The sequence below is a fragment of the Chryseobacterium tongliaonense genome, assembly GCF_041224435.1.
Classification (GTDB): Bacteria; Bacteroidota; Bacteroidia; order Flavobacteriales; family Weeksellaceae; genus Chryseobacterium; species Chryseobacterium tongliaoense.
Genome location: NZ_JBGFFD010000006.1, coordinates 128569 through 147634, shown reverse-complemented (window position 1 = coordinate 147634; position 19066 = coordinate 128569). Strand labels below are relative to the sequence as shown.

Below are 19066 nucleotides of genomic sequence, written 5' to 3'. Positions count from 1 at the left end.
TATGAATTGTCTCGAATGTGGCGAAAAAATTATCGGCCGGTCAGATAAAAAGTTCTGCAATGATGCGTGCCGAAACGCCTATAACAACAAGCACAACAAGGATTCGAGTAACCTGATGCGGAATATCAATAATAAACTCCGTAAAAACTACCGTATCCTGAGAGAAATCAATACTGAAGGAAAAACAAAAATTTCAAGATCCAAACTGGATGGCTTGGGTTTTGATTTTGATTATTTCACTAATATAAAGGTTTATAAGAACGGTTCTGAATATCAGTTTATTTATGATTACGGTTATAAATTTCTAGAAGATGATTTTATTCTGATTGTCAAGAATCAGGCATAATCACTCAAACTGAAATAGATTATTTATGAAAGAAGTTGTTTTGATTACAGGTGCCGGTGGCATGATTGCACAGGAACTATCGAAGAGGATAGAAAAAGATTATACGATCAGGTTTTTAACCCGGAAGAAGAAGCGCGATAATGATTATGAATGGAATGTACAAAAAGAGATCATTGATGAGTCGGCTTTTGAGAATGTTGACCATATTATTCATCTTGCAGGAGCCAATATTTCTGAACAGCGATGGACTGAGAAGAGAAAAAAAGAACTGATCTCCAGCCGTACAGATTCGGCAAAACTGATTCTGGACACTTTAAAAAAGAAAAATATTAAGCTTAAATCATTTATTTCTGCATCCGGAATTAATGTTTATGGCACCAAAACAACGGAAAATATCTACAAGGAAGATGATGAAAAAGGAAGCGATTTCCTCAGTAAAGTAGTGATTCTCTGGGAGCAGGCAGCTGACCGGCTTCTTGAAGAAAACCTGGCTGAAAGAATAGTTAAAATACGAACGGCAGTCGTTCTCTCAGAAAAGGAAGGTGCTTTAAAAAAGATGTTGCCAACCATACAATTGGGAATTGGCTCACCTCTCGGCACCGGAAAGCAATATATGCCCTGGATTCATGTAAATGACATCTGCTCTGTTTATGAATTTGTTTTAAAAAATCCACATGTAAAAGGAGCTTATAATGCATCTTCACCACAACATACCACTAATGAAAACTTTACGAAAAAAATTGCTGAAGTTTTAAAAAAACCGATGTTTATGCCTCATGTTCCTGCATTTGTTTTAAAATTAATTTTCGGAGAGCTGGCAGATGCTTTACTGAAAGGTTCCAGAGTGTCTTCCGAAAAGATAGAGCGTGAAGGATTTCAATTTGAATTCCCTGATTTAAAAGGAGCTTTGGAAGATTTATTAAAAGAAAAGAAATAAAAATTATGAAATATATGAAACTGTTAATTTCATTAGGTCTTTGTTTATCATTGTCAGTAAACGCTTTTGCTCAGAAAAAAGAAACGTTGAGCACAAAGGATAAAATTATTGCCGAACAGTTTAAAAAAGACTATCAGAAGAAAAATTATAAAAAATTTGCTGGCAAAATAGTTGTCACAGATCTTCAGGTTAGGTTTGATGACAAGGTTATCTTTTATGATAAAAAGAATCAGAATACAAAATTAATATTGCAGGAAGGCCTTATTTATCCTCAGCTGCTGACTGATTATCTGATGGAAAAATTCCTTGATGAAACGACCGACAAAACACAGAAAAGATTTTTAAAGCTTCAGAAAGATCCTCGTGCTTCTTTTGATGTCAGCAATATGAAAATAGAAGATTCCCATTATCTTCCCTTCCTGGATTCAGATCCTAAAATAAAAAAATTCAATCTTATCTGTAAAGACAATAAGCTTCCGGGATCGATACAGTATCTCATAGAGCTTACCAATAAAAATGCAACGAAAGATACCTCTATGGAAGATTTTATCAAGGGTTCAAAACTGACATTTTTACTGCAAAGAACTTTTTAACAGTGTCAATTCTGATAAATGATGATCGTAAATACCTATGAATGACAGTTTAATTTTAAAGAATATTGCTAAACATGTTTCACTTAACAATGAGGAAATTTCTTATTTTCTTTCTTTACTAAAAGAGAGAAATATTCAAAAAAAAGAACTCATTCTTAAACAACAACAAACCTGTAAGGAAATAAGCTTTGTGCAGTCGGGTATTTTAAGAGCTTTTTATATGGATGCAGCAGGAAAGGAATCTACAATTATGTTTGCACTTCCGGACTGGTGGATCACAGATATGTTCTGCTTTATCAATCAGAAACCTGCAATGCTGAATATTGAGGCATTGGAAGGAAGCACTGTTCTGCAGCTTCAAAAAGATGATTTGGATAAACTGTATTTAAAAATCCCAAAATTTGAAAGATTTTTCAGGATAATGATGCAAAATGCATATATCAGAGAACAGCTCAGAATTATTGAAAATCTCTCTAATACGGCTGAAGAACGGTATTATACTTTTTTGCAAAAATATCCTTTGGCCGCAGAAAAGATCACCCAGAAACAAATTGCATCCTACCTGGGAATCACTCCGGAATTCTTAAGTAATATTAAAACAAATAAACATAAAAAGTAGTACCTCTTAAACTATCTTATTTTTTCTATATCTTAAGTTCCGTTATTTTACTTAAAAAATATTATGCTTATACTTATTGCCGGACCGTACCGAAGCGGGACAAATGATAACCCAGAGTTAATACAAAAGAATATGAGCAATCTTGAATCAGCGGCTTTGCCTATTTTCAGAAAAGGACATATTCCAATGATTGGAGAGTGGCTCGCATTACCATTAATTAATCTTGCAGGTTCAACTCACCCTGGTGATGAAGCCTGGCAGGAAATACAATATCCCATTGCTCATCGCATTCTGGAAAAATGTGATGCAGTCCTGCGATTAGAAGGTGTGTCAAAAGGAGCAGATGAAGATGTAAGAATTGCTAAAGAAAGAGGTCTGAAAATTTATTTTAACATCGAAGATATTCCACATGCAGAATAATGAAATAAAAATTATAAAAACAGAAATTTTATCAGATAACTGGTATACCTTAAATAAAGTTACCTACGAAAAAACTAAAAAGGACGGGTCCATTGAAACTCAAAGCAGAGAAGCCTACGACAGGGGAAATGGCGCCACCATTCTGCTTTATAATAAAGATTTAAACACCGTTATTCTGACAAGACAGTTCAGATTACCAACTTATATTAATGGGAATTCAACAGGCATGCTGATTGAAGCCTGTGCCGGACTGCTTGATAATGATAATCCTGAAGAATGCATAAAACGGGAAACTGAAGAAGAAACCGGCTATAAAATTTCAAAGGTTGAAAAAGTTTTTGAATCTTATATGTCACCGGGCTCAGTTACTGAAATCCTTCACTTTTTCATCGCTGAATATACCAAAGAAATGAAAACCGCAGATGGTGGCGGACTTGAGGAAGAGGGTGAAGATATTGAAGTTTTGGAACTCTCTATTGATGATGCTCTTACTATGATTGATACCGGTGAAATTAAAGATGCCAAAACGATTATGCTGCTGCAGTATGTGAGACTTAAGAATATTATGTAAGTTTAAACACAGATGACACTAATTTCTTACACTAATGTTCACAAATAAATGATGATAAGTTTTGTTTGTGTTATTAGTGAAACTATTTGTGTTATTAGTGGTTAAATAATTTAACAGAAATGTCACTAATTTGTAACACTAATATCTGAAAACAAACAATCAAATAAATTAATAATGAATAACTTATGATTTTTAAGATTTAATTCCCTAATTTTGCACCCCGAAATAAGGATTCAGATTACGCAATCACAAAAGACAGTATAGTACAGACAAATTGTTGATTAAGATAGCGATTGTATAGGATCTTAAAATAAATATCTACATATGAAAAGAGTTGGTGAGCACAGAAAGCTTCTTGGAGTTGATAAAAATGTTACTTTAAAAGAATTAAAGACAATTTACAGAAATACGATGAAAGATTCGCATCCTGATAAATTTGTCAATGATGAAGCCGGAAAACTGGAGGCTGAAGAAAAAAGCAAATCTGTGATCGAAGCCTACCATTTTTTGGTGAGCATCAACCCGGAAACGCAGGAAAAATATAAAGAAGAATATACTGAAACGATAACAAAATCAATCATTCAGGATTTCTATTTTGAAAAACAGATTCTGACCGTTCAGCATTTGAATGGAAAAATGTATGAATATATTGGTGTTCCCAGAAATACGTATATAAAAATGGCTAATGCTGATTCACCAAGCCGTTTTGCAAGAAGACACATTTATGGAAGTTTCATCTACAGAAAGTCCGGTGAGGCTATGGCAGATTAATTTTCACATAAAAATAAGTAAAGGCTTTCGGTTAGTTCTGGAAGCCTTTTTTGTGGCTTAAAAATGGAATAGAGATTGTATGTTGGTCTAAAACCGATTTTAGGATAAGTTAAGTGGCAAAAGTCTGATTCTATTTATTCTTTCGCAGATTGAGCAGATGACACAGATACTTATTGGGACTTTATATGAAATTTTAAATAAAAAAGCGCATCAGAAATCTGATGCGCTTTTCGGTTAATTAAGGTTATAATATATTAGTCTATGTGTTTAGGAGTATACCCATCATCACTTAGTTCTTTGTGTACGTAGTCGGCTTTGATCTCAGCTTCGTAGTCTACTTTTTCATGTTTGCCCATTCTTCTCAGGACAGAATCAAACAGAGAGTATACTACCGGTACGATAATCAAAGTAAGGAATAGAGACGATGTCAAACCACCGATAACTACCCAAGCCAAACCTTTGTTCATCTCCGCTCCTGCTCCGGTTGCCAATGCGATCGGTAACATACCGAAGATCATCGCAATCGTTGTCATCAGGATCGGACGAAGACGCGCGTGATTAGCCTGTACCAAAGCGTCATGTGTATTTGAGCCTGCCGCTTTTCTCGCATTGGTAAAGTCGACAATCAAAATCGCATTTTTCGCAACAAGACCAATCAACATGATCATCCCCAACATTGTAAAGATGTTCAGTGAATTGGCAGTTAAGGCAAGGATCACCATAACCCCGATCATCGCTAACGGAATGGAGAATAGTACCACAAGCGGATACACGAAACTGTCATACAATGATACCATTACAAGGTACACCAATACGATAGCCGCCAATAAAGCAATACCTAACGTACCGAAACCTTCCTGCTGGTTTTCCATATCCCCGCTCCAGATGTAATCAACACCGGCCGGTTTTTTATCGCTGTTCATGAATTGATTTGCCCATTCGTTGGCAACGTCTCCTACAGGTCTACCTACTGCTTTTGCCCTTACTTTTACAGAAGGTGATTTATCTCTACGCTCAAGCAAACTCGGTCCTGAACCCATCTTTACATCAGCAAACTGACTTAGACGTATCTGCTCTCCCTGAGGATTGGTAAACATCAGGTTTTTAACATCATCAATTGACTTTCTGTTGTTGTCTGCAAAACGGATGTTGATATCATATTCATATTCACCGGCTCTGAACTTCCCGTCTGTATTCCCGTTGAATGCCGTCTGCATCGTCTGTCCTACACTGGAAAGATTTAAGCCTAAAGAAGCCATTTTATCTCTGTCTATATTCACCTGAACCTCAGGATTTCCTGTATCGGTAGATAATTCAGCATCTACTGCTCCAGGAACTTTTTTCAGTAATTCAAGGATTCTGGTTGCTTCTTTTACGGCAATTTCGTTATCAGGAGCAGTTACCACCATTTCGATCGGAGCATTTTCAGCACCCATGATACCGATTGGAGCTGTTTTAAACTCAACCCCTGTGAATTTCTCTTCTAAAGTTCTTTTTACTTTTGCAGCTTTGATGTTGGTACTTTCTGAACGTTCTGATTTATCTGTTAAATTTACCTGAACTTCAGACTGATAAGTAGTTGCCTGAGCCCCACCAAAACCGGTAGACTGCTGCCCCACTGTTGTGATCAGGTCTACAACATCTTTATCATTTCTTAAAAACTTCTCAACATCTAATGTGATCTGATTCGTTTTTTCAATCGTTGCATCTTTTGATAATTCCATCTGAACAAGGAACTGACCACGGTCTATCGGAGGGAAGAATTCACCACCGATGAATCCGAATGCCACCAGCATGAATGAGGAAATCAAAACAATAAAGGTAATCACTACCGTTGATATTCTTCTTAGGGTAGTTTTCAGACACCATTCAAGAATTCCTGTAATCCAGTGGGTGAATTTATCAATTAAACCTTCAAACCAAAGGATAAATTTCTGGAACCAGTTTTTACCTGTCAAATGCTCCAGCTTACCGAATCTTGATGATAACCAAGGGATAATGGTAAATGAAGCCAGCAATGATAGCATCGTTGCAATAACCACCGTGACGCAGAACTGAGCAAGGATATTGGCTACAAGTCCCGAACTCATCGCAATCGGTAAGAATACCACCACAATTACCAAGGTAATCGCAGCTACGGTAAATCCAATCTCTGAAGCTCCGTCATAGGCTGCCCTGATCTTACTTTTCCCCATCTCCATGTGACGGTAAATGTTTTCAAGAACAACGATCGCATCATCCACAAGGATCCCTACCACGAGCGATAGCCCTAATAAACTCATTAAGTTTAAGGTATATCCCATTAAATTCATTCCGATGAACGTTGCAATCAATGAAGCCGGGATAGAAACCATTACGATAAACGCGTTTCTGATACTGTGAAGGAATAATAACATCACAATTGCCACAAGAATAATCGCTAAGAATAAGTCGAAAATAACGTGGTTGGCAGATTCCAGGGTAAAGTCGGTTGTGTCATTTACAATTTTAACTTTAACTCCCTGTGCTGCATAGTTTTTCTGAACGGTTTCAATGGTTTTCTGTACACTTTCAGACACTGCTACCGCATTGGCATCAGATTGTTTTTTAACCTGCATTAAAATTGTAGGAAACTGATTAAATCTCGCTACTTTTTCAACATCTTTCTGAGCATCAAAAACCGTTGCAATATCAGACAAACGAACCTGAGCTCCGTCTTTGTTGGAAACAACAAGATTGTTCATTTCCGCAACTGATTTATACTTTCCCGATAACCTGATCGTAGATTTTGTCGTTCTTGTTTTCAAGCTACCTGTAGGGAAATCAAGGTTTGACGAAAGAATAGCCTGCTGTACGTCTCCGATTGAAAGCCCGTAACCCTGAAGTTTTTTCTCATCAAGATTTACCTGGATCTCTCTTTCCTGCCCGCCTACAAGATCAACCTGCGCTACTCCGTTTACACGGGAGAAAATAGGCTCGATTTTTTTATCTAAAAGGTCATAAAGGTCTTTACTGTTCAGTTTATCTGATGAAATACTCATCGTGATAATCGGTAAATCATCTAAGGAGAACTTATTCAGAGACGGTGCATCTACATCATCCGGAAGGTCTGCCAGAATAGCATTCACCTTTCTCTGAGCATCATTCAAAGCATAATCTACATCTGCACCATCATTCAACTGCACCATAATTACGGATAAACTCTCGTAAGATGAAGATTCCACTTTTTTCACGTTTTCCAAAGATCCAACGGCATCTTCAATCTTCCGGGTCACGGAAGTTTCCACCTCAGCAGGTGAAGCTCCCGGATAAACCGTAGAAATGGTAACCATGTTGGTTTCAAACTTCGGAATCAATTCGTATCCCATGAGCGTATAACTCAGGATACCTCCCAACGTAAGAATTGTAAATAATACAATTACCAACGAAGGTCTTTTAATCGATATTTCTGCTAACTTCATAAATCCTCTACTTTATAATATTGATTTTCGATCCGTTATCAAGATTGATCTGTCCGCTGGTAATAACCTGCTCACCGCCGTTAAGACCGCTTAGAACCTGTACTTTATCTCCATAAACTTTCCCAACTGTAACGGTAATCAGCTTAGCAGTTCCGTTTTGAACGATAAACAACTGTCCTGAACTTACCCCGTTTACGAATGCTTCTGCAGGAACTGTCAACATATTCTGAGTTTCCGCTCCATTGTTTGTTTTAAATGTAGCTGTTGCATACATCCCTGCTTTCAGATTTCCTCTGTTCTGAACTTCAATTTCAACCGGGAAATTTAAAGAGGCATCACTTTTAGGAGCAATGAATGTAATTCTACCTACGAAAGAATCTTCCGGTAAAACATTAACTTTAATCGGAACTTCCTGACCTAACTGAATTTTCCCGATCTGGCTTTCGTCAACCAATACGGAAAGTTTAAGACTGTTGATGTTAACGATTTCAAACATTGAAGTTCCTACGGAAACCACAGTTCCCGGCTCAACCATTTTCTTGTTGATCATCCCGCTGATTCCGGCACGGATGCTTGTATCATTTACTCTTACTCCCTGTGCACGAACTGCTGCCTGTGCATTTTTCAGCTGTAATCTTGAGTTATCTACCTGCTGTTTGGTAACTCCACCTGTTTTAAACGCATTTTCATAACGCTGGTTATCAATAATTGCGTTCTGTAAATTATTCTGAGCTTGTGAAACATCCACTTCAATTGCATCTTTTTTGATGATCGCCAATGTCTGACCTGCAGAAACTCTTGATCCTTCTTTCACCAAAACGCTTACAATACGTCCTGCGATCTCAGAAGACTGGTTCATCTCCTGTTTTGGCAGGAAAGTTCCGTTTGCAGAATAATCTGTAGTAATATTTTCTCTTTTTACCGTTACAACATTCACGTTGATCTTATCTACCTGCTTCGCAACCTCCGTTACTTCTTTGGTCTGCTTTTCTTTATTCCCGGCAATCTTATAAGCGGCTAAACCTACCAGTACAGCTGCTACGATGATATATATTAAAGTTTTTTTCATTATAGTTTATTATGGGTTTTGTAATGTGCTTAATTCTCCTTTAGCTTTAATTAATTTGATCTCAGCCTGCTTGTAATCCAATAATGCGTTTGAATAGTTCTGTTTAGCCTGCGTCAATGCATTTTCAGCATCCAGAACTTCTGTCAATGTTGCCAGACCGTACTGATAATTTGACTGCGTGTTTTTCTGAACCCTTTCTGCCAAACCTACATTATCTTTCATACTTTCGATATTGATCAGTGCATTTTCCATATTGGTAACTGCATTTTTATAATCCAGGCTTAAGTTTAACTGGGTATTCTGAATATCCTGATCTAAATCCTGAATATCAATTTCCGCCTGGTTGATCTTAGCTTTTGTAGCACCACCGGTGAAAATCGGGATGTTTATATTTAAGCCGATCGCTGAATAATCACTCCAGAGAACTCCTTTGTTAATCCCGTTTGTAAGAGGGAATTTTCCTCCTTGTCCGCCCCAGCCGTAATTTGCTACCAGGTTTACGGTAGGATACAGATAAGCTTCCGTTGCTTTCTTATTATACACAAGAAGTTCTCTGTTTTTATTTAAAACTTTGATCTCCGTACGGTCGTCAAGGTTTACATTACTGGCAATCAGCTCCGGTTTTGGTTCGATCGTTTTTTCTTCAAGCTCAATATCGGTACTGATCGGAACTCCCATATAAAATTTCAAAGCATTTTTTGAAAGCTCTACCGAGTTGATCAATGTCTGTTTGTTTGATCCGATATTGGTAAGCTGAACATTCGTTCTATCTAAATCGATCGCTTTTGCCAAGCCGTTATCAACCAAACTTTTGATTACATTTCTTACTTTTTCCGTATTGGCATAGCTTGCTTCTACCGTTTTCAAATTTTCTTCCTGTACAAATACCTGATAGTAGGCTGTTGCAACATTTTCGATGATTTGCTCGTTGGTCAGCTGAACATTCAGAATGTAGAATTCTCTTGTTGATTTCGCTGCCTTAAGGCCTGTAAAGACTCTCTGATCAAAAATAGCCTGCTGAACCTGTACGGAAGCGGTAGAACTCCATGGCTGTCCCAACTGAGCTCTAATTCTTTCTCCGCCAAATTCAAGCAAGGACTCCTGAATAATAGGATTATAAGTTAAACCCGCTGTAGCACTTACCTGTGGTAAAGCTCCGGCTCTGGCTTCATCAATTTTGTATTCAGCTTTTTTGATCTGTAAAGCAGCTTTCTTAGCCTCTGCCTTGTTTTGAAGTGCCTGTTTAATAGCTTCCTGGAGGGAAACCTGCTGTTGAGCAGACACTGATGAAAAGCCGAAAATCATAAATGCAGCCGCTATCCCAATTTTTAGCTTTTGTGCAGTTATACGTTTTCTTTTCATAATTTTATACTTCGTTTATTTTTTTAATATTATTTTCTATCAGTATTTTATTTTTAAAGAACGAATCATATTTAAAAATACTTTAACGTTTTTTAATTTTTAAATAACATATTCAGAATAATCTCTTTGCGTTCTGAAATAATCTGGTCAAATTCTTCATCATCAATCATCAGGTTTTCCATAAGAAGCGGACGTACCGCACTCGGGAAAACCAAAAGAGAAACCATATTTAAAAGAAACTGGATAGGCTTCATTGTAGCAATATTTCCCAATTCCATTTCAGTTTTAATATCATTATACAGTTTTTCCAGTTCATCTTCTTCGATATCTTTTTTATGGCAGTTTCCTTTATTGATCTGTGAAACGATATATGTTTCCAGATACGGATACTGAAGACTTGTCGCTAAGCTTCCTTCAATAAACTGTCCCATCTTTTCTTTAAAAGGTAAATCAGAAGTCATAATGATTTCAGATTTTTCCTTTTCAACCTTCTGAGCTTCATCAAAAATAATCTGGATCAGATTATCTCTCGAGCGGAAGTAGTAGTTGATAAGCGTTCTGTTGACTCCTGCTGCATCAGCAATTTCCTGAGTGGTAGCGTCAAACTTCCCTTTCACAAAGAATAAATTCTTCGTTGTCTCTTTGATCAATTCTTGTGTTTGGTCTTTTTTTGCTTGATTTGACATTTTTGTTAAACAAATTTGTGCAAATATAAATCAAACATTTTTTTTGACAAAATTGTTAAACAAAATAATTAAACAAAATTATATGACATCCGTCAGGTTTAAAGCTCAGTATTCAAATTAAGTATTGTTAATCCACAAAGAATAGACTGTTTTTCATCTTGCCGGAAAATTAACAACCGGTGCGAAAAATTTTATTTATTCTCAGCTCTTGTGTGTGTGGATACTTCTTTTCTCAGGAAAATATCTCTGGTGATACAGGCTATCATTTCTATGAAAACAAGAAGCAGATTGTGGATAAGAACGAAAAGAAAAAGGGTGATGTGAAATATCTCTATCATTCAGCCGGGTTGAATGTTCAGCTCCGTACTGTTGGATTTTCTTATAATATTTACAAAATAAAAAACGGGCAGAAATTTCTGCCCGTTTTGTTTTATAATAATTTTATCCTGTCTTCCAGGATGTCTATAATTTTATCTTTATAAAGTCCGCCAATTGCTTTTTTGAAATTCTTTTTACTCATCTGAATTTCATCTTTGATCTCTTCCGGCGTAGATTTATCGGAAAGATACAGAAGTCCGTAGTTTTCCCCTAGTTTATCAAGGATCTTCTGTTTAAATTCATCAATATTTTCAAATCCTTCCGGCTGCAGGGAAACATCGATTTTACCGTCTTCACGAATCGCTTTTATATAGCCTGTTTCTTCAGATAAAGGATATAGTTTTTTGTACACATCAGATGCGTAAATCAATCCGATGTATTTTTTATTGATCACCACATTCCAGCCCAGCTCACTTTCATTCATTAAGATCAGGTCTACCTTGTCTCCTTTCTGAAAAGGCAGGTTTTCATATTGCGGATTTCTTTTAAACTTAGTCGTTCCTGTGATCAGGTCCAGGTCTTCATCTACGTAAATATTGACAAGATATCTCTTGCCTTCAATGATTTTAGATTTCTGCTGTTTGTAAGGGATGAATAAATCTTTGATGATTCCCCAATCCATAAATGCTCCACTGGGAAGGCTCTGTACACAGTTCATTACGGCAAACTCTCCCACTTCCGCTAACGGAATTTCAGTCGTTGCTTTCAGTTTATTATCATCCTGATATACAAAAACCTCAACTTCTTCATCGATTTCCTTTTCTTCCGGCATGAAAATTTTGGGTAAAAAAGCTTTTTCACCAGATTCGTCAGTGAGTATCCATCCTGAACTTATTTTTTCTGAAATTTTTAAAGTCTGAGTTTTTCCGAGTAGCATTAATGATCAAATTAGTCTGCAAAGCTACGGATAATTAAGCAAAAAATAATTCTTTCTCTTTACGACGCTTACGAAAGAATAAAAAAAGAGAAGCAAAAACTTCTCTTCCCTGTATGTTATGATTTTGTTATAAACTCCATAAGTTCCCGTTTACTGCTTTCATAATCGAACGCATCGTAAACCAGAAAATATTTGTTTTTATCTGCACATTTCCGGTACATAGATTTAGCCAGATCCAATTTATTCCGATCAAAGCTTAAAGATTTCACCAAACTTTTTATCTGATAAGAAGTAAACAATGAACTGCGCATCTGCTGATTGATCATCGCCATTTTACCGTCATCAAATTTTTCATTTCTTTCCAGCATTTCAATAAACTTACCGAAAGTAGTATCATCCATTACATTTCCACCGTTATGCCAGTTTCCTGACTGATTTCCATAAGGATTGTTCCATACATCATTCCAGTCACTGAAACCTGAATATTGCCCCTGAACAGGATATGAATCCAATAAATAAAGGCCTTCATTGGTAAAAAAATCCAGCACTAATCTATTGTTATTCCGAAGCATTAATGTGGTTCTGTAAATTAAAAATCCATTATCGTAGATGGATATCGGAACTCTTCCGGATGATAGATCAAAAAAACGGTATTTTCCGGAGCCGTTTGAAATGGCCTGGTCATCAACTTCCACCGTGAAAAATCCCTGCTCGGGAATTCGTAGAAAAACTTCTGCATAACCATAATTTGTATTCCACTGATAATCCGGATTTTTTACTTTCTGGTTTGAGCTTGTGCTATTTCTATATTTAGACTGGTTAAATGTATTATTTTTTGTATTTAAGCTTTTGGGTGATTGCATCTCTGTCGCAGAAGCTTCATTTTTTAAAAGATCACCTGCTTTTCCTGCTTCCTGCGCAAATGAATTAATGCCTGCAAAAAACATCAAACTGATAAAAATATTCTTCATAAAATAAATTTATTAAGTCCAACTCCATTTTTATGCCAAAAAAAAGAGAAGCGATAACACTTCTCTTTAATTTATATATGATTTTAAATCTTTCAATAAAAATTACATATGTATAGGTCTCTTCGCCGTAGCATCCAATGCAGCTTCTTTAATAGCTTCTGCATAGGTTGGGTGGGCGTGAGAACTTCTTGCAATATCTTCAGCACTTGCACGGAATTCCATCGCAATAACACCTTCTGCAATAAGGTCGGCAGCTCTTGCTCCTACGATGTGCATTCCTAAAACTTCGTCTGTTTTTTCGTCAGCAATAATTTTCACCAAACCGTCTACATCACCGCTTGCACGGCTTCTGCCTAAAGCTCTCATCGGGAAAGAACCTACCTTGTAAGCTACTCCTTCTTCTTTCAGCTGCTCTTCGGTTTTACCAACTCCGGCAACTTCCGGCCATGTGTAAACAACGCCGGGAATTAGATTATAATTGATATGTGGTTTCTGGCCTGCTAAAATTTCAGCAACCAAGACACCTTCTTCTTCGGCTTTATGAGCTAACATTGCTCCTTTGATCACATCACCGATGGCATAAATATTAGCCACATTGGTTTGTAAATGGTCATTTGTTTTTACTCTTCCTCTTTCGTCCAGTTCCACACCTGCCTTTTCAAGAGCAAGACCGTCTGTGTAAGGTCTTCTTCCTACAGAAACCAAACAATAATCTCCTTCTACAACTACTTCTTCTCCTTTTTTATCTTTAGCGGTAATTTTCACGGAATCTCCATTTCTTTCGACCGCTGAAACTGCCGTAGAAAGCATAAACTTCATTCCCTGTTTTTTAAGAACCTTCGTTAATTCTTTACTTAAAGCTCCATCCATTCCCGGAATGATCTTATCCATAAATTCAACAACAGTTACCTGAGCTCCTAATCTTAAGTAAACAGATCCTAATTCAAGACCGATTACTCCACCTCCGATTACCACTAAGTGTTTAGGGATTTCTTTAAGGTTTAACGCTTCCGTGGATGTAATCACTCTTTCCTTATCGATACTGATAAAAGGTAAAGAAGAAGGTTTAGAACCGGTAGCAATAATGGTATATTTAGATTCGATCGTTTCTGATGAACCGTCATTTTTAGTTACTTTAATCTGAGTAGCCGATTCAAAGCTTCCCACTCCTTCAAAAACAGTGATTGCATTTTTATTCATCAGGTAATTGATACCATCTGTATTCTGCTTTACTACTTCGTTTTTACGCTCGATCATTCTTGCGATGTCAGCTTGCGGCTCATTGATAATGATTCCGTGACCTGCAAAATTATGCCTGGCATTTTCAAAATGTTCAGAACTGTCTAGAAGCGCTTTTGACGGAATACATCCAACGTTAAGGCAGGTTCCGCCCAGAGTTGGGTATTTTTCAATAATTGCTGTTTTGAAGCCTAATTGTGCTGCACGGATTGCAGCAACATAACCACCAGGACCAGAACCTATTACGGTAACATCAAATTGACTCATGTTATTTTATGAATTTGTTTATTATTATCTTTCTTAGTCTTACAAATTTAACGATTAATTACCATACCCCCAAGTGAGTTTTGTCAAGTTTATATATTGAACCCGGGAATTAAGAAAAATATAAGAAGTAATTATCTATTTGCATTTATCCATATAATTACTGCAAGAAAAATCAAAGCAATTCCAAATTTAATGCCTCCTAAAATCATCAATATTATTCCTGAAAAAAAAGCAATAGTGCCTGCAATATATAATATGATGCTCACCTGAATTTATACATTAATGTTCAGTTTTCCTTGCCCGAATGTTCCTTCATTTCCAAAAAAATCACCACCATATAAATACCAGTCCATATTTTCCAAATGCTCTAAAGCATTTTCAACCGTAGCACCGACAACATCTTTCTTAGTAATAATTCCTTTATACCATCTTCCTGAATTTGGAGAGTTTTCAAATTCAACACGATAATTAATCCATATTCTCTGGCAAAGCTTACATTGTAAAATATTTACATCGATTCTTTTTCCATTAGTTTGAGCTGTACCAACTTCAGAACTTCTATAATCTGTATGATTCAATTCCGGTTTTTCACACAAACATCCTAGTTTCTGGATTTTTTTCATGTTTGAAATCTTGATTTTTTAGATAAAATTATTGTCGACAAATGTACGGAAAGTCTGAATAATCTTATTATTTCATCAGATCCATCAAAACTTTTTCGTATTTATCTAAAATAATATTCTTTGAAAATCTGGATTTAATAGAATTTTTAATAGCCTCTTTATCGTAAGACTGATGCAAAATGCTCATTATTTTCTGTGAAAAATCTTCATGATTGTCAATATCTGAAATTTCCCCGTTCACACGGTTCTGAATAATCTCATTAATCCCACCCGGGCAGTTATTGGCCAGAGAATAGGTACCGCAGGCTCCGGCTTCCAGTAAAACGTTCGGAAAGCCTTCATATCTTGAGGAAAGAATAAACAGGTCGGCATATTTCAGAAACTGGTACGGATTATCCTGTCTGCCATGAAAAAAAACATGCTTCAATCCAAGGAAATCTTTCATCTGATGCAGGATTTCCCTGTCTTTTCCATCTCCTAAAATATGCAGTAAAATATTCTCATTTTTAAGCCTTGAAAACACCTTCAGAAGATTATCAAAACCTTTTCTTGAGGACAGGTTTCCAATAGCTACCACATTTTTAAAATTATATTTGAAACTTTCCGGCTTGGCAGAATTCCTCAGCTTTTCATCAATAAAATCAAAGTCCACAGGATTGTTTATTTTGACAATTTTATTGGAATTAACATTGAAATTCTTCGTCAGATCTTTCATCATATCATCACTTTGAGCAATGATCCGTTGATAGTTATTATAGAAATTATAGAAAAACCTGATCTCTTTTCTTGTGACATGCTGACTTACAACATTGGTTTCCCTTGCAATAAATTTAGTCCTTGGAAAAAGCTTGATAAATAATGATAAGTAAGCATTCACTTCTCCGAACCCGGAAAATACAATATCGGGTTTTCTCCTGTAAATTTCTCCTAAAATAGGTTTTAACGAATGCCTGATCCTTTCGGTATTAAGATCAATAATTTCAACATCTTTTTTTACAAGATTAAGATATCCGCCCTGTTTGCGTAACAGCAAAATCTTGGGCTCAAACCGATCTCTTGAGAGATGGTTCGCAATAGTGGTAACAATTCTTTCTGCGCCTCCGGTTTCCAAATCCGGCAGAATAAATATGACAGAAATCTTTTTCATCAATGTAAATTTAGTAAAAAGTTTGGGTAAGTTTCAAATATTGGGGAAGCAGAAGATTTAATATTCATTTTTTACCATTAAGAATATTAAGTTATTAAGAACAAAAAAGAATTTTTAGGTTGTATTCAGACTGGTGTTTTATTAAATAAACAACCATTAAATTTATTTTATAATAACGCAAGGGAAGACAAAGTTTTTTTTAAAGAGAAATATTAAGCTAAATAAAGGCGTAAACTTATTAAAGTAATACCATCGCTTAAGATAACATGTAAAATATTACTTAAATATTCTTAATGGTTTAAAATAAAAGTCTATCTCATTCTTGTATTTTACCAATAAGCAGCGCGGCTTTGTTCAGTATTCATTTACTATTCTTTGTCTCGATTTGCAGTAAAATAACAGTTCATCCATAAAAAAAGAAACTCTCTTTTGAAGAATTTCTTTTAATTATTTTGTTTCTGAGATTATTTTTAATTGGCAACGTCACTGATGAATTTTATCCTCAGCATTCTCACTTCTTCGTCAGAAAGCTCATCCCCGAATTCATCCAATAACACTTTCATGCTGTCACTTTCAGATTCGTTCATAAATTCCATGAAACCGTCTACTATATCTTCATCAAAATTATCTTCAATATAATAATCGATATTGAGTTTTGTACCCTGGTAAACAATACTTTCCATTTCCTTCAGCAATTCATTCATACTCAGGTTTTTGGCTCTTGCAATATCTTCAAGGTCAATTTTTTTATCCGTGCTCTGAATAATGAAAACTTTGTGACTGGATTTATTGGCAACCTGCTTCAAAACCATATCCTGAGTACGTTCAATATTATGGTCTTCAACGTAGGTTTTTATAAAGTCAGCAAACTCTTTCCCGTACTTTTTGGCTTTTCCTTCACCTACTCCGTAAATTTTGGCTATTTCTTCTACAGTAATCGGATACTGAACCGTCATATCTTCCAGACTCGGATCCATAAAAACCGTATAAGGCGGAATTCCGTATTTTTTAGCTACTTTTTTTCTTAATTCTTTAAGCTGTCCAAATAAATTCTGGTCCAGACCACCACCGGACTGCATCTGGATCTGATCACTTTCAGCTTTCGCCTGGGTTAAATCAAATTCCCTGTCTTCAGCTATTAAAAACGAATGTTCCAGCTTACCTTTCAAAACCAATTGTCCTTTTTCTGCAATTTTTAAAACACCGTAGGTTTCAATATCTTTTTGCAGAAAATTCTGAACGGTAGCCTGCCTTAGAATGGTTTTCCAGTAATTATCTTTTTCTTCTTTTCCGAAGCCGAAATGAGAGCTCTGCTCAAGTTTATAAGACTTGGTAACGGCATTTTCTTTTCCTGCGATAACGGAAATAAGGTCTTTGGATTTGAATTTTTCTCCGGTATCTTTAATAAGCTCCAATACTTTTTTGAGATCATCGGTTGCGTCTTTCAGTTTTGGAGGATCTGATGCATTGTCACACATTTTAGCTCCTTCTCCGGTTACAGGATCAAAGATTTCCCCAAAATAATATAAAATATACTGCCTTCTGCTCATTGAGGTTTCGGCATATCCTACCACCTCATTTAAAAGCTGTAATCCGATTTCTCTTTCCGAAACAGGTTTCTGGGCCAGGAATTTTTCTAATTTCTCAATATCTTTAGGATCATAGAATGCTAGACAATAGCCTTCTCCGCCATCTCTTCCCGCTCTTCCCGTTTCCTGATAATAGCTTTCCAGGGATTTCGGGAAATCATAGTGAATAACGAAACGTACGTCCGGCTTGTCAATTCCCATTCCGAATGCAATGGTAGCTACGATTACATCTACTTCTTCCATCAGGAATTTGTCCTGATTGGCCACTCTCACCTTTTGATCCAGCCCGGCGTGATAAGGCAATGCATTGATCCCGTTTACCTGTAAAAGCTGAGCAAATTCTTCAACTTTTCTCCGGCTTAAACAGTATACAATTCCTGATTTACCTTTATGTTGATTGATAAATTTAACGATTTCCTTATCTACATTCACCTTGGGGCGAACTTCATAATATAGATTGGGACGGTTGAAACTTTCTTTAAATACCAAAGCATTCGCCATTCCCAAAGTTTTTTGGATATCATCCTGTACTTTAGGGGTTGCTGTAGCGGTAAGGGCAATCACCGGAACATTAGCAATCTTGTCGATAATAAGTTTCAAATTTCTGTATTCAGGCCTGAAATCATGTCCCCACTCTGAAATACAGTGCGCTTCGTCAATAGCAAAGAAAGAAATGGTAACTTCTTTAAGGAAATCAAGATAATCTTCTTTAATTAACGATTCCGGAGCTACATATAAAAGTTTTGTCTTACCGCTTTTAATGTCATCAAAAACCTGCTTGGTCTGAGTTTTATTTAATGAAGAATTTAAAACGTGTGCTACCCCGTCGTCTGATGAAAGACCGTTTACAGCATCTACCTGATTCTTCATTAATGCGATTAGGGGTGAAACTACGATTGCCGTTCCTTCAGAGATAAGAGCCGGAAGTTGGTAACATAATGATTTGCCTCCTCCTGTCGGCATCAAAACAAATATATCTTTTCCATCTAACAGATTTTCTATAATTTGTTCTTGTTGACCCTTAAAAGTAGAAAACCCGAAATACTTTTTCAATTCGCCTGATAAATTGGCTTTTTTTGCGCTCATCTAATTTTCTATTGCTAAATTTGCATCTTATCCAAAGTTATAAATTTTTTGCTTAAAATAAAAGCGAACGAATTT

Annotated in this window: 18 protein-coding genes; 7 read left to right on the top strand and 11 right to left on the bottom strand. The window is 36.2% G+C overall.

The window, feature by feature from the left end; translation table 11 throughout:
- Position 1: 1 nt before the first annotated feature.
- From AB8P06_RS13940 to AB8P06_RS13910, 7 genes are all read left to right on the top strand, one after another.
- Positions 2–346 (top strand): hypothetical protein, encoded by a 345-nt coding sequence (locus tag AB8P06_RS13940; RefSeq protein WP_369842646.1) that lies wholly within the window; start codon positions 2–4, stop codon positions 344–346.
- A gap of 25 nt (positions 347–371) precedes the next feature.
- Complete coding sequence (locus AB8P06_RS13935) at positions 372–1283, top strand: TIGR01777 family oxidoreductase (RefSeq protein ID WP_369842644.1); 912 nt, start codon at positions 372–374, stop codon at positions 1281–1283.
- Between the two features lie 14 nt (positions 1284–1297).
- Positions 1298–1876 carry a hypothetical protein gene (locus AB8P06_RS13930; protein WP_369842642.1) on the top strand — a complete coding sequence of 193 codons (579 nt, stop codon included), beginning with the start codon at positions 1298–1300 and terminating at the stop codon, positions 1874–1876.
- Positions 1877–1913: 37 nt separating this feature from the next.
- Positions 1914–2495 (top strand): Crp/Fnr family transcriptional regulator, encoded by a 582-nt coding sequence (locus AB8P06_RS13925; RefSeq protein WP_369842641.1) that lies wholly within the window; start codon positions 1914–1916, stop codon positions 2493–2495.
- 63 nt (positions 2496–2558) lie between these two features.
- On the top strand, positions 2559–2915 hold the full coding sequence (locus AB8P06_RS13920; RefSeq protein WP_369842639.1) for a DUF4406 domain-containing protein: 357 nt from the start codon (positions 2559–2561) through the stop codon (positions 2913–2915).
- Positions 2905–3486 (top strand): GDP-mannose pyrophosphatase NudK, encoded by a 582-nt coding sequence (gene nudK / locus AB8P06_RS13915; RefSeq protein ID WP_369842637.1) that lies wholly within the window; start codon positions 2905–2907, stop codon positions 3484–3486. The genes AB8P06_RS13920 and nudK overlap by 11 nt, the downstream gene beginning before the upstream one ends.
- A gap of 324 nt (positions 3487–3810) precedes the next feature.
- Complete coding sequence (locus tag AB8P06_RS13910) at positions 3811–4257, top strand: KTSC domain-containing protein (protein ID WP_369842635.1); 447 nt, start codon at positions 3811–3813, stop codon at positions 4255–4257.
- A gap of 254 nt (positions 4258–4511) precedes the next feature.
- On the opposite strand, the gene AB8P06_RS13905 is transcribed toward AB8P06_RS13910, so the two are convergent.
- The 11 genes from AB8P06_RS13905 to recQ all read right to left on the bottom strand — a co-directional run bounded on the left by AB8P06_RS13905 (position 4512) and on the right by recQ (position 18991).
- Positions 4512–7697 carry an efflux RND transporter permease subunit gene (locus AB8P06_RS13905; RefSeq protein WP_369842633.1) on the bottom strand — a complete coding sequence of 1062 codons (3186 nt, stop codon included), beginning with the start codon at positions 7695–7697 and terminating at the stop codon, positions 4512–4514.
- A 7-nt stretch (positions 7698–7704) separates the two neighbouring features.
- Positions 7705–8766 carry an efflux RND transporter periplasmic adaptor subunit gene (locus AB8P06_RS13900; RefSeq protein ID WP_369842631.1) on the bottom strand — a complete coding sequence of 354 codons (1062 nt, stop codon included), beginning with the start codon at positions 8764–8766 and terminating at the stop codon, positions 7705–7707.
- A gap of 9 nt (positions 8767–8775) precedes the next feature.
- Entirely contained in the window at positions 8776–10128 is a 1353-nt protein-coding gene (locus AB8P06_RS13895; protein ID WP_369842629.1) for a TolC family protein, read from the bottom strand.
- Positions 10129–10220: 92 nt separating this feature from the next.
- Positions 10221–10814 carry a TetR/AcrR family transcriptional regulator gene (locus AB8P06_RS13890; protein WP_369842627.1) on the bottom strand — a complete coding sequence of 198 codons (594 nt, stop codon included), beginning with the start codon at positions 10812–10814 and terminating at the stop codon, positions 10221–10223.
- A 191-nt stretch (positions 10815–11005) separates the two neighbouring features.
- Complete coding sequence (locus tag AB8P06_RS13885; protein WP_369842625.1) at positions 11006–11152, bottom strand: hypothetical protein; 147 nt, start codon at positions 11150–11152, stop codon at positions 11006–11008.
- Between the two features lie 92 nt (positions 11153–11244).
- A complete protein-coding gene (locus AB8P06_RS13880) occupies positions 11245–12069 on the bottom strand; it encodes a CvfB family protein (protein WP_369842624.1) in 825 nt (274 codons plus the stop codon).
- A gap of 116 nt (positions 12070–12185) precedes the next feature.
- Positions 12186–13040, bottom strand: coding sequence for a proline and serine-rich protein 1 family protein (locus tag AB8P06_RS13875; protein ID WP_369842623.1), 855 nt, complete (start codon positions 13038–13040; stop codon positions 12186–12188).
- A gap of 102 nt (positions 13041–13142) precedes the next feature.
- Entirely contained in the window at positions 13143–14546 is a 1404-nt protein-coding gene (gene lpdA, locus AB8P06_RS13870; protein WP_369842621.1) for a dihydrolipoyl dehydrogenase, read from the bottom strand.
- Positions 14547–14818: 272 nt separating this feature from the next.
- Positions 14819–15169, bottom strand: a complete 351-nt coding sequence (locus tag AB8P06_RS13865) for a hypothetical protein (RefSeq protein ID WP_369842620.1) — start codon at positions 15167–15169, stop codon at positions 14819–14821.
- A gap of 67 nt (positions 15170–15236) precedes the next feature.
- Entirely contained in the window at positions 15237–16316 is a 1080-nt protein-coding gene (locus AB8P06_RS13860) for a glycosyltransferase (protein ID WP_369842618.1), read from the bottom strand.
- A 470-nt stretch (positions 16317–16786) separates the two neighbouring features.
- A complete protein-coding gene (gene recQ, locus AB8P06_RS13855; protein ID WP_369842616.1) occupies positions 16787–18991 on the bottom strand; it encodes a DNA helicase RecQ in 2205 nt (734 codons plus the stop codon).
- Positions 18992–19066: the final 75 nt, after the last annotated feature.

Excerpts from the sequence above, each read along its gene's own strand:
- AB8P06_RS13940 (WP_369842646.1), top strand. The coding sequence starts at position 2 with ATGAATTGTCTCGAATGTGGCGAAAAAATTATCGGCCGGTCAGATAAA.
- AB8P06_RS13935 (WP_369842644.1), top strand. The coding sequence starts at position 372 with ATGAAAGAAGTTGTTTTGATTACAGGTGCCGGTGGCATGATTGCACAG.
- AB8P06_RS13930 (WP_369842642.1), top strand. The coding sequence starts at position 1,298 with ATGAAACTGTTAATTTCATTAGGTCTTTGTTTATCATTGTCAGTAAAC.
- AB8P06_RS13925 (WP_369842641.1), top strand. The coding sequence starts at position 1,914 with ATGAATGACAGTTTAATTTTAAAGAATATTGCTAAACATGTTTCACTT.
- AB8P06_RS13920 (WP_369842639.1), top strand. The coding sequence starts at position 2,559 with ATGCTTATACTTATTGCCGGACCGTACCGAAGCGGGACAAATGATAAC.
- nudK (WP_369842637.1), top strand. The coding sequence starts at position 2,905 with ATGCAGAATAATGAAATAAAAATTATAAAAACAGAAATTTTATCAGAT.
- AB8P06_RS13910 (WP_369842635.1), top strand. The coding sequence starts at position 3,811 with ATGAAAAGAGTTGGTGAGCACAGAAAGCTTCTTGGAGTTGATAAAAAT.
- AB8P06_RS13905 (WP_369842633.1), bottom strand. The coding sequence starts at position 7,697 with ATGAAGTTAGCAGAAATATCGATTAAAAGACCTTCGTTGGTAATTGTA.
- AB8P06_RS13900 (WP_369842631.1), bottom strand. The coding sequence starts at position 8,766 with ATGAAAAAAACTTTAATATATATCATCGTAGCAGCTGTACTGGTAGGT.
- AB8P06_RS13895 (WP_369842629.1), bottom strand. The coding sequence starts at position 10,128 with ATGAAAAGAAAACGTATAACTGCACAAAAGCTAAAAATTGGGATAGCG.
- AB8P06_RS13890 (WP_369842627.1), bottom strand. The coding sequence starts at position 10,814 with ATGTCAAATCAAGCAAAAAAAGACCAAACACAAGAATTGATCAAAGAG.
- AB8P06_RS13885 (WP_369842625.1), bottom strand. The coding sequence starts at position 11,152 with ATGATAGAGATATTTCACATCACCCTTTTTCTTTTCGTTCTTATCCAC.
- AB8P06_RS13880 (WP_369842624.1), bottom strand. The coding sequence starts at position 12,069 with ATGCTACTCGGAAAAACTCAGACTTTAAAAATTTCAGAAAAAATAAGT.
- AB8P06_RS13875 (WP_369842623.1), bottom strand. The coding sequence starts at position 13,040 with ATGAAGAATATTTTTATCAGTTTGATGTTTTTTGCAGGCATTAATTCA.
- lpdA (WP_369842621.1), bottom strand. The coding sequence starts at position 14,546 with ATGAGTCAATTTGATGTTACCGTAATAGGTTCTGGTCCTGGTGGTTAT.
- AB8P06_RS13865 (WP_369842620.1), bottom strand. The coding sequence starts at position 15,169 with ATGAAAAAAATCCAGAAACTAGGATGTTTGTGTGAAAAACCGGAATTG.
- AB8P06_RS13860 (WP_369842618.1), bottom strand. The coding sequence starts at position 16,316 with ATGAAAAAGATTTCTGTCATATTTATTCTGCCGGATTTGGAAACCGGA.
- recQ (WP_369842616.1), bottom strand. The coding sequence starts at position 18,991 with ATGAGCGCAAAAAAAGCCAATTTATCAGGCGAATTGAAAAAGTATTTC.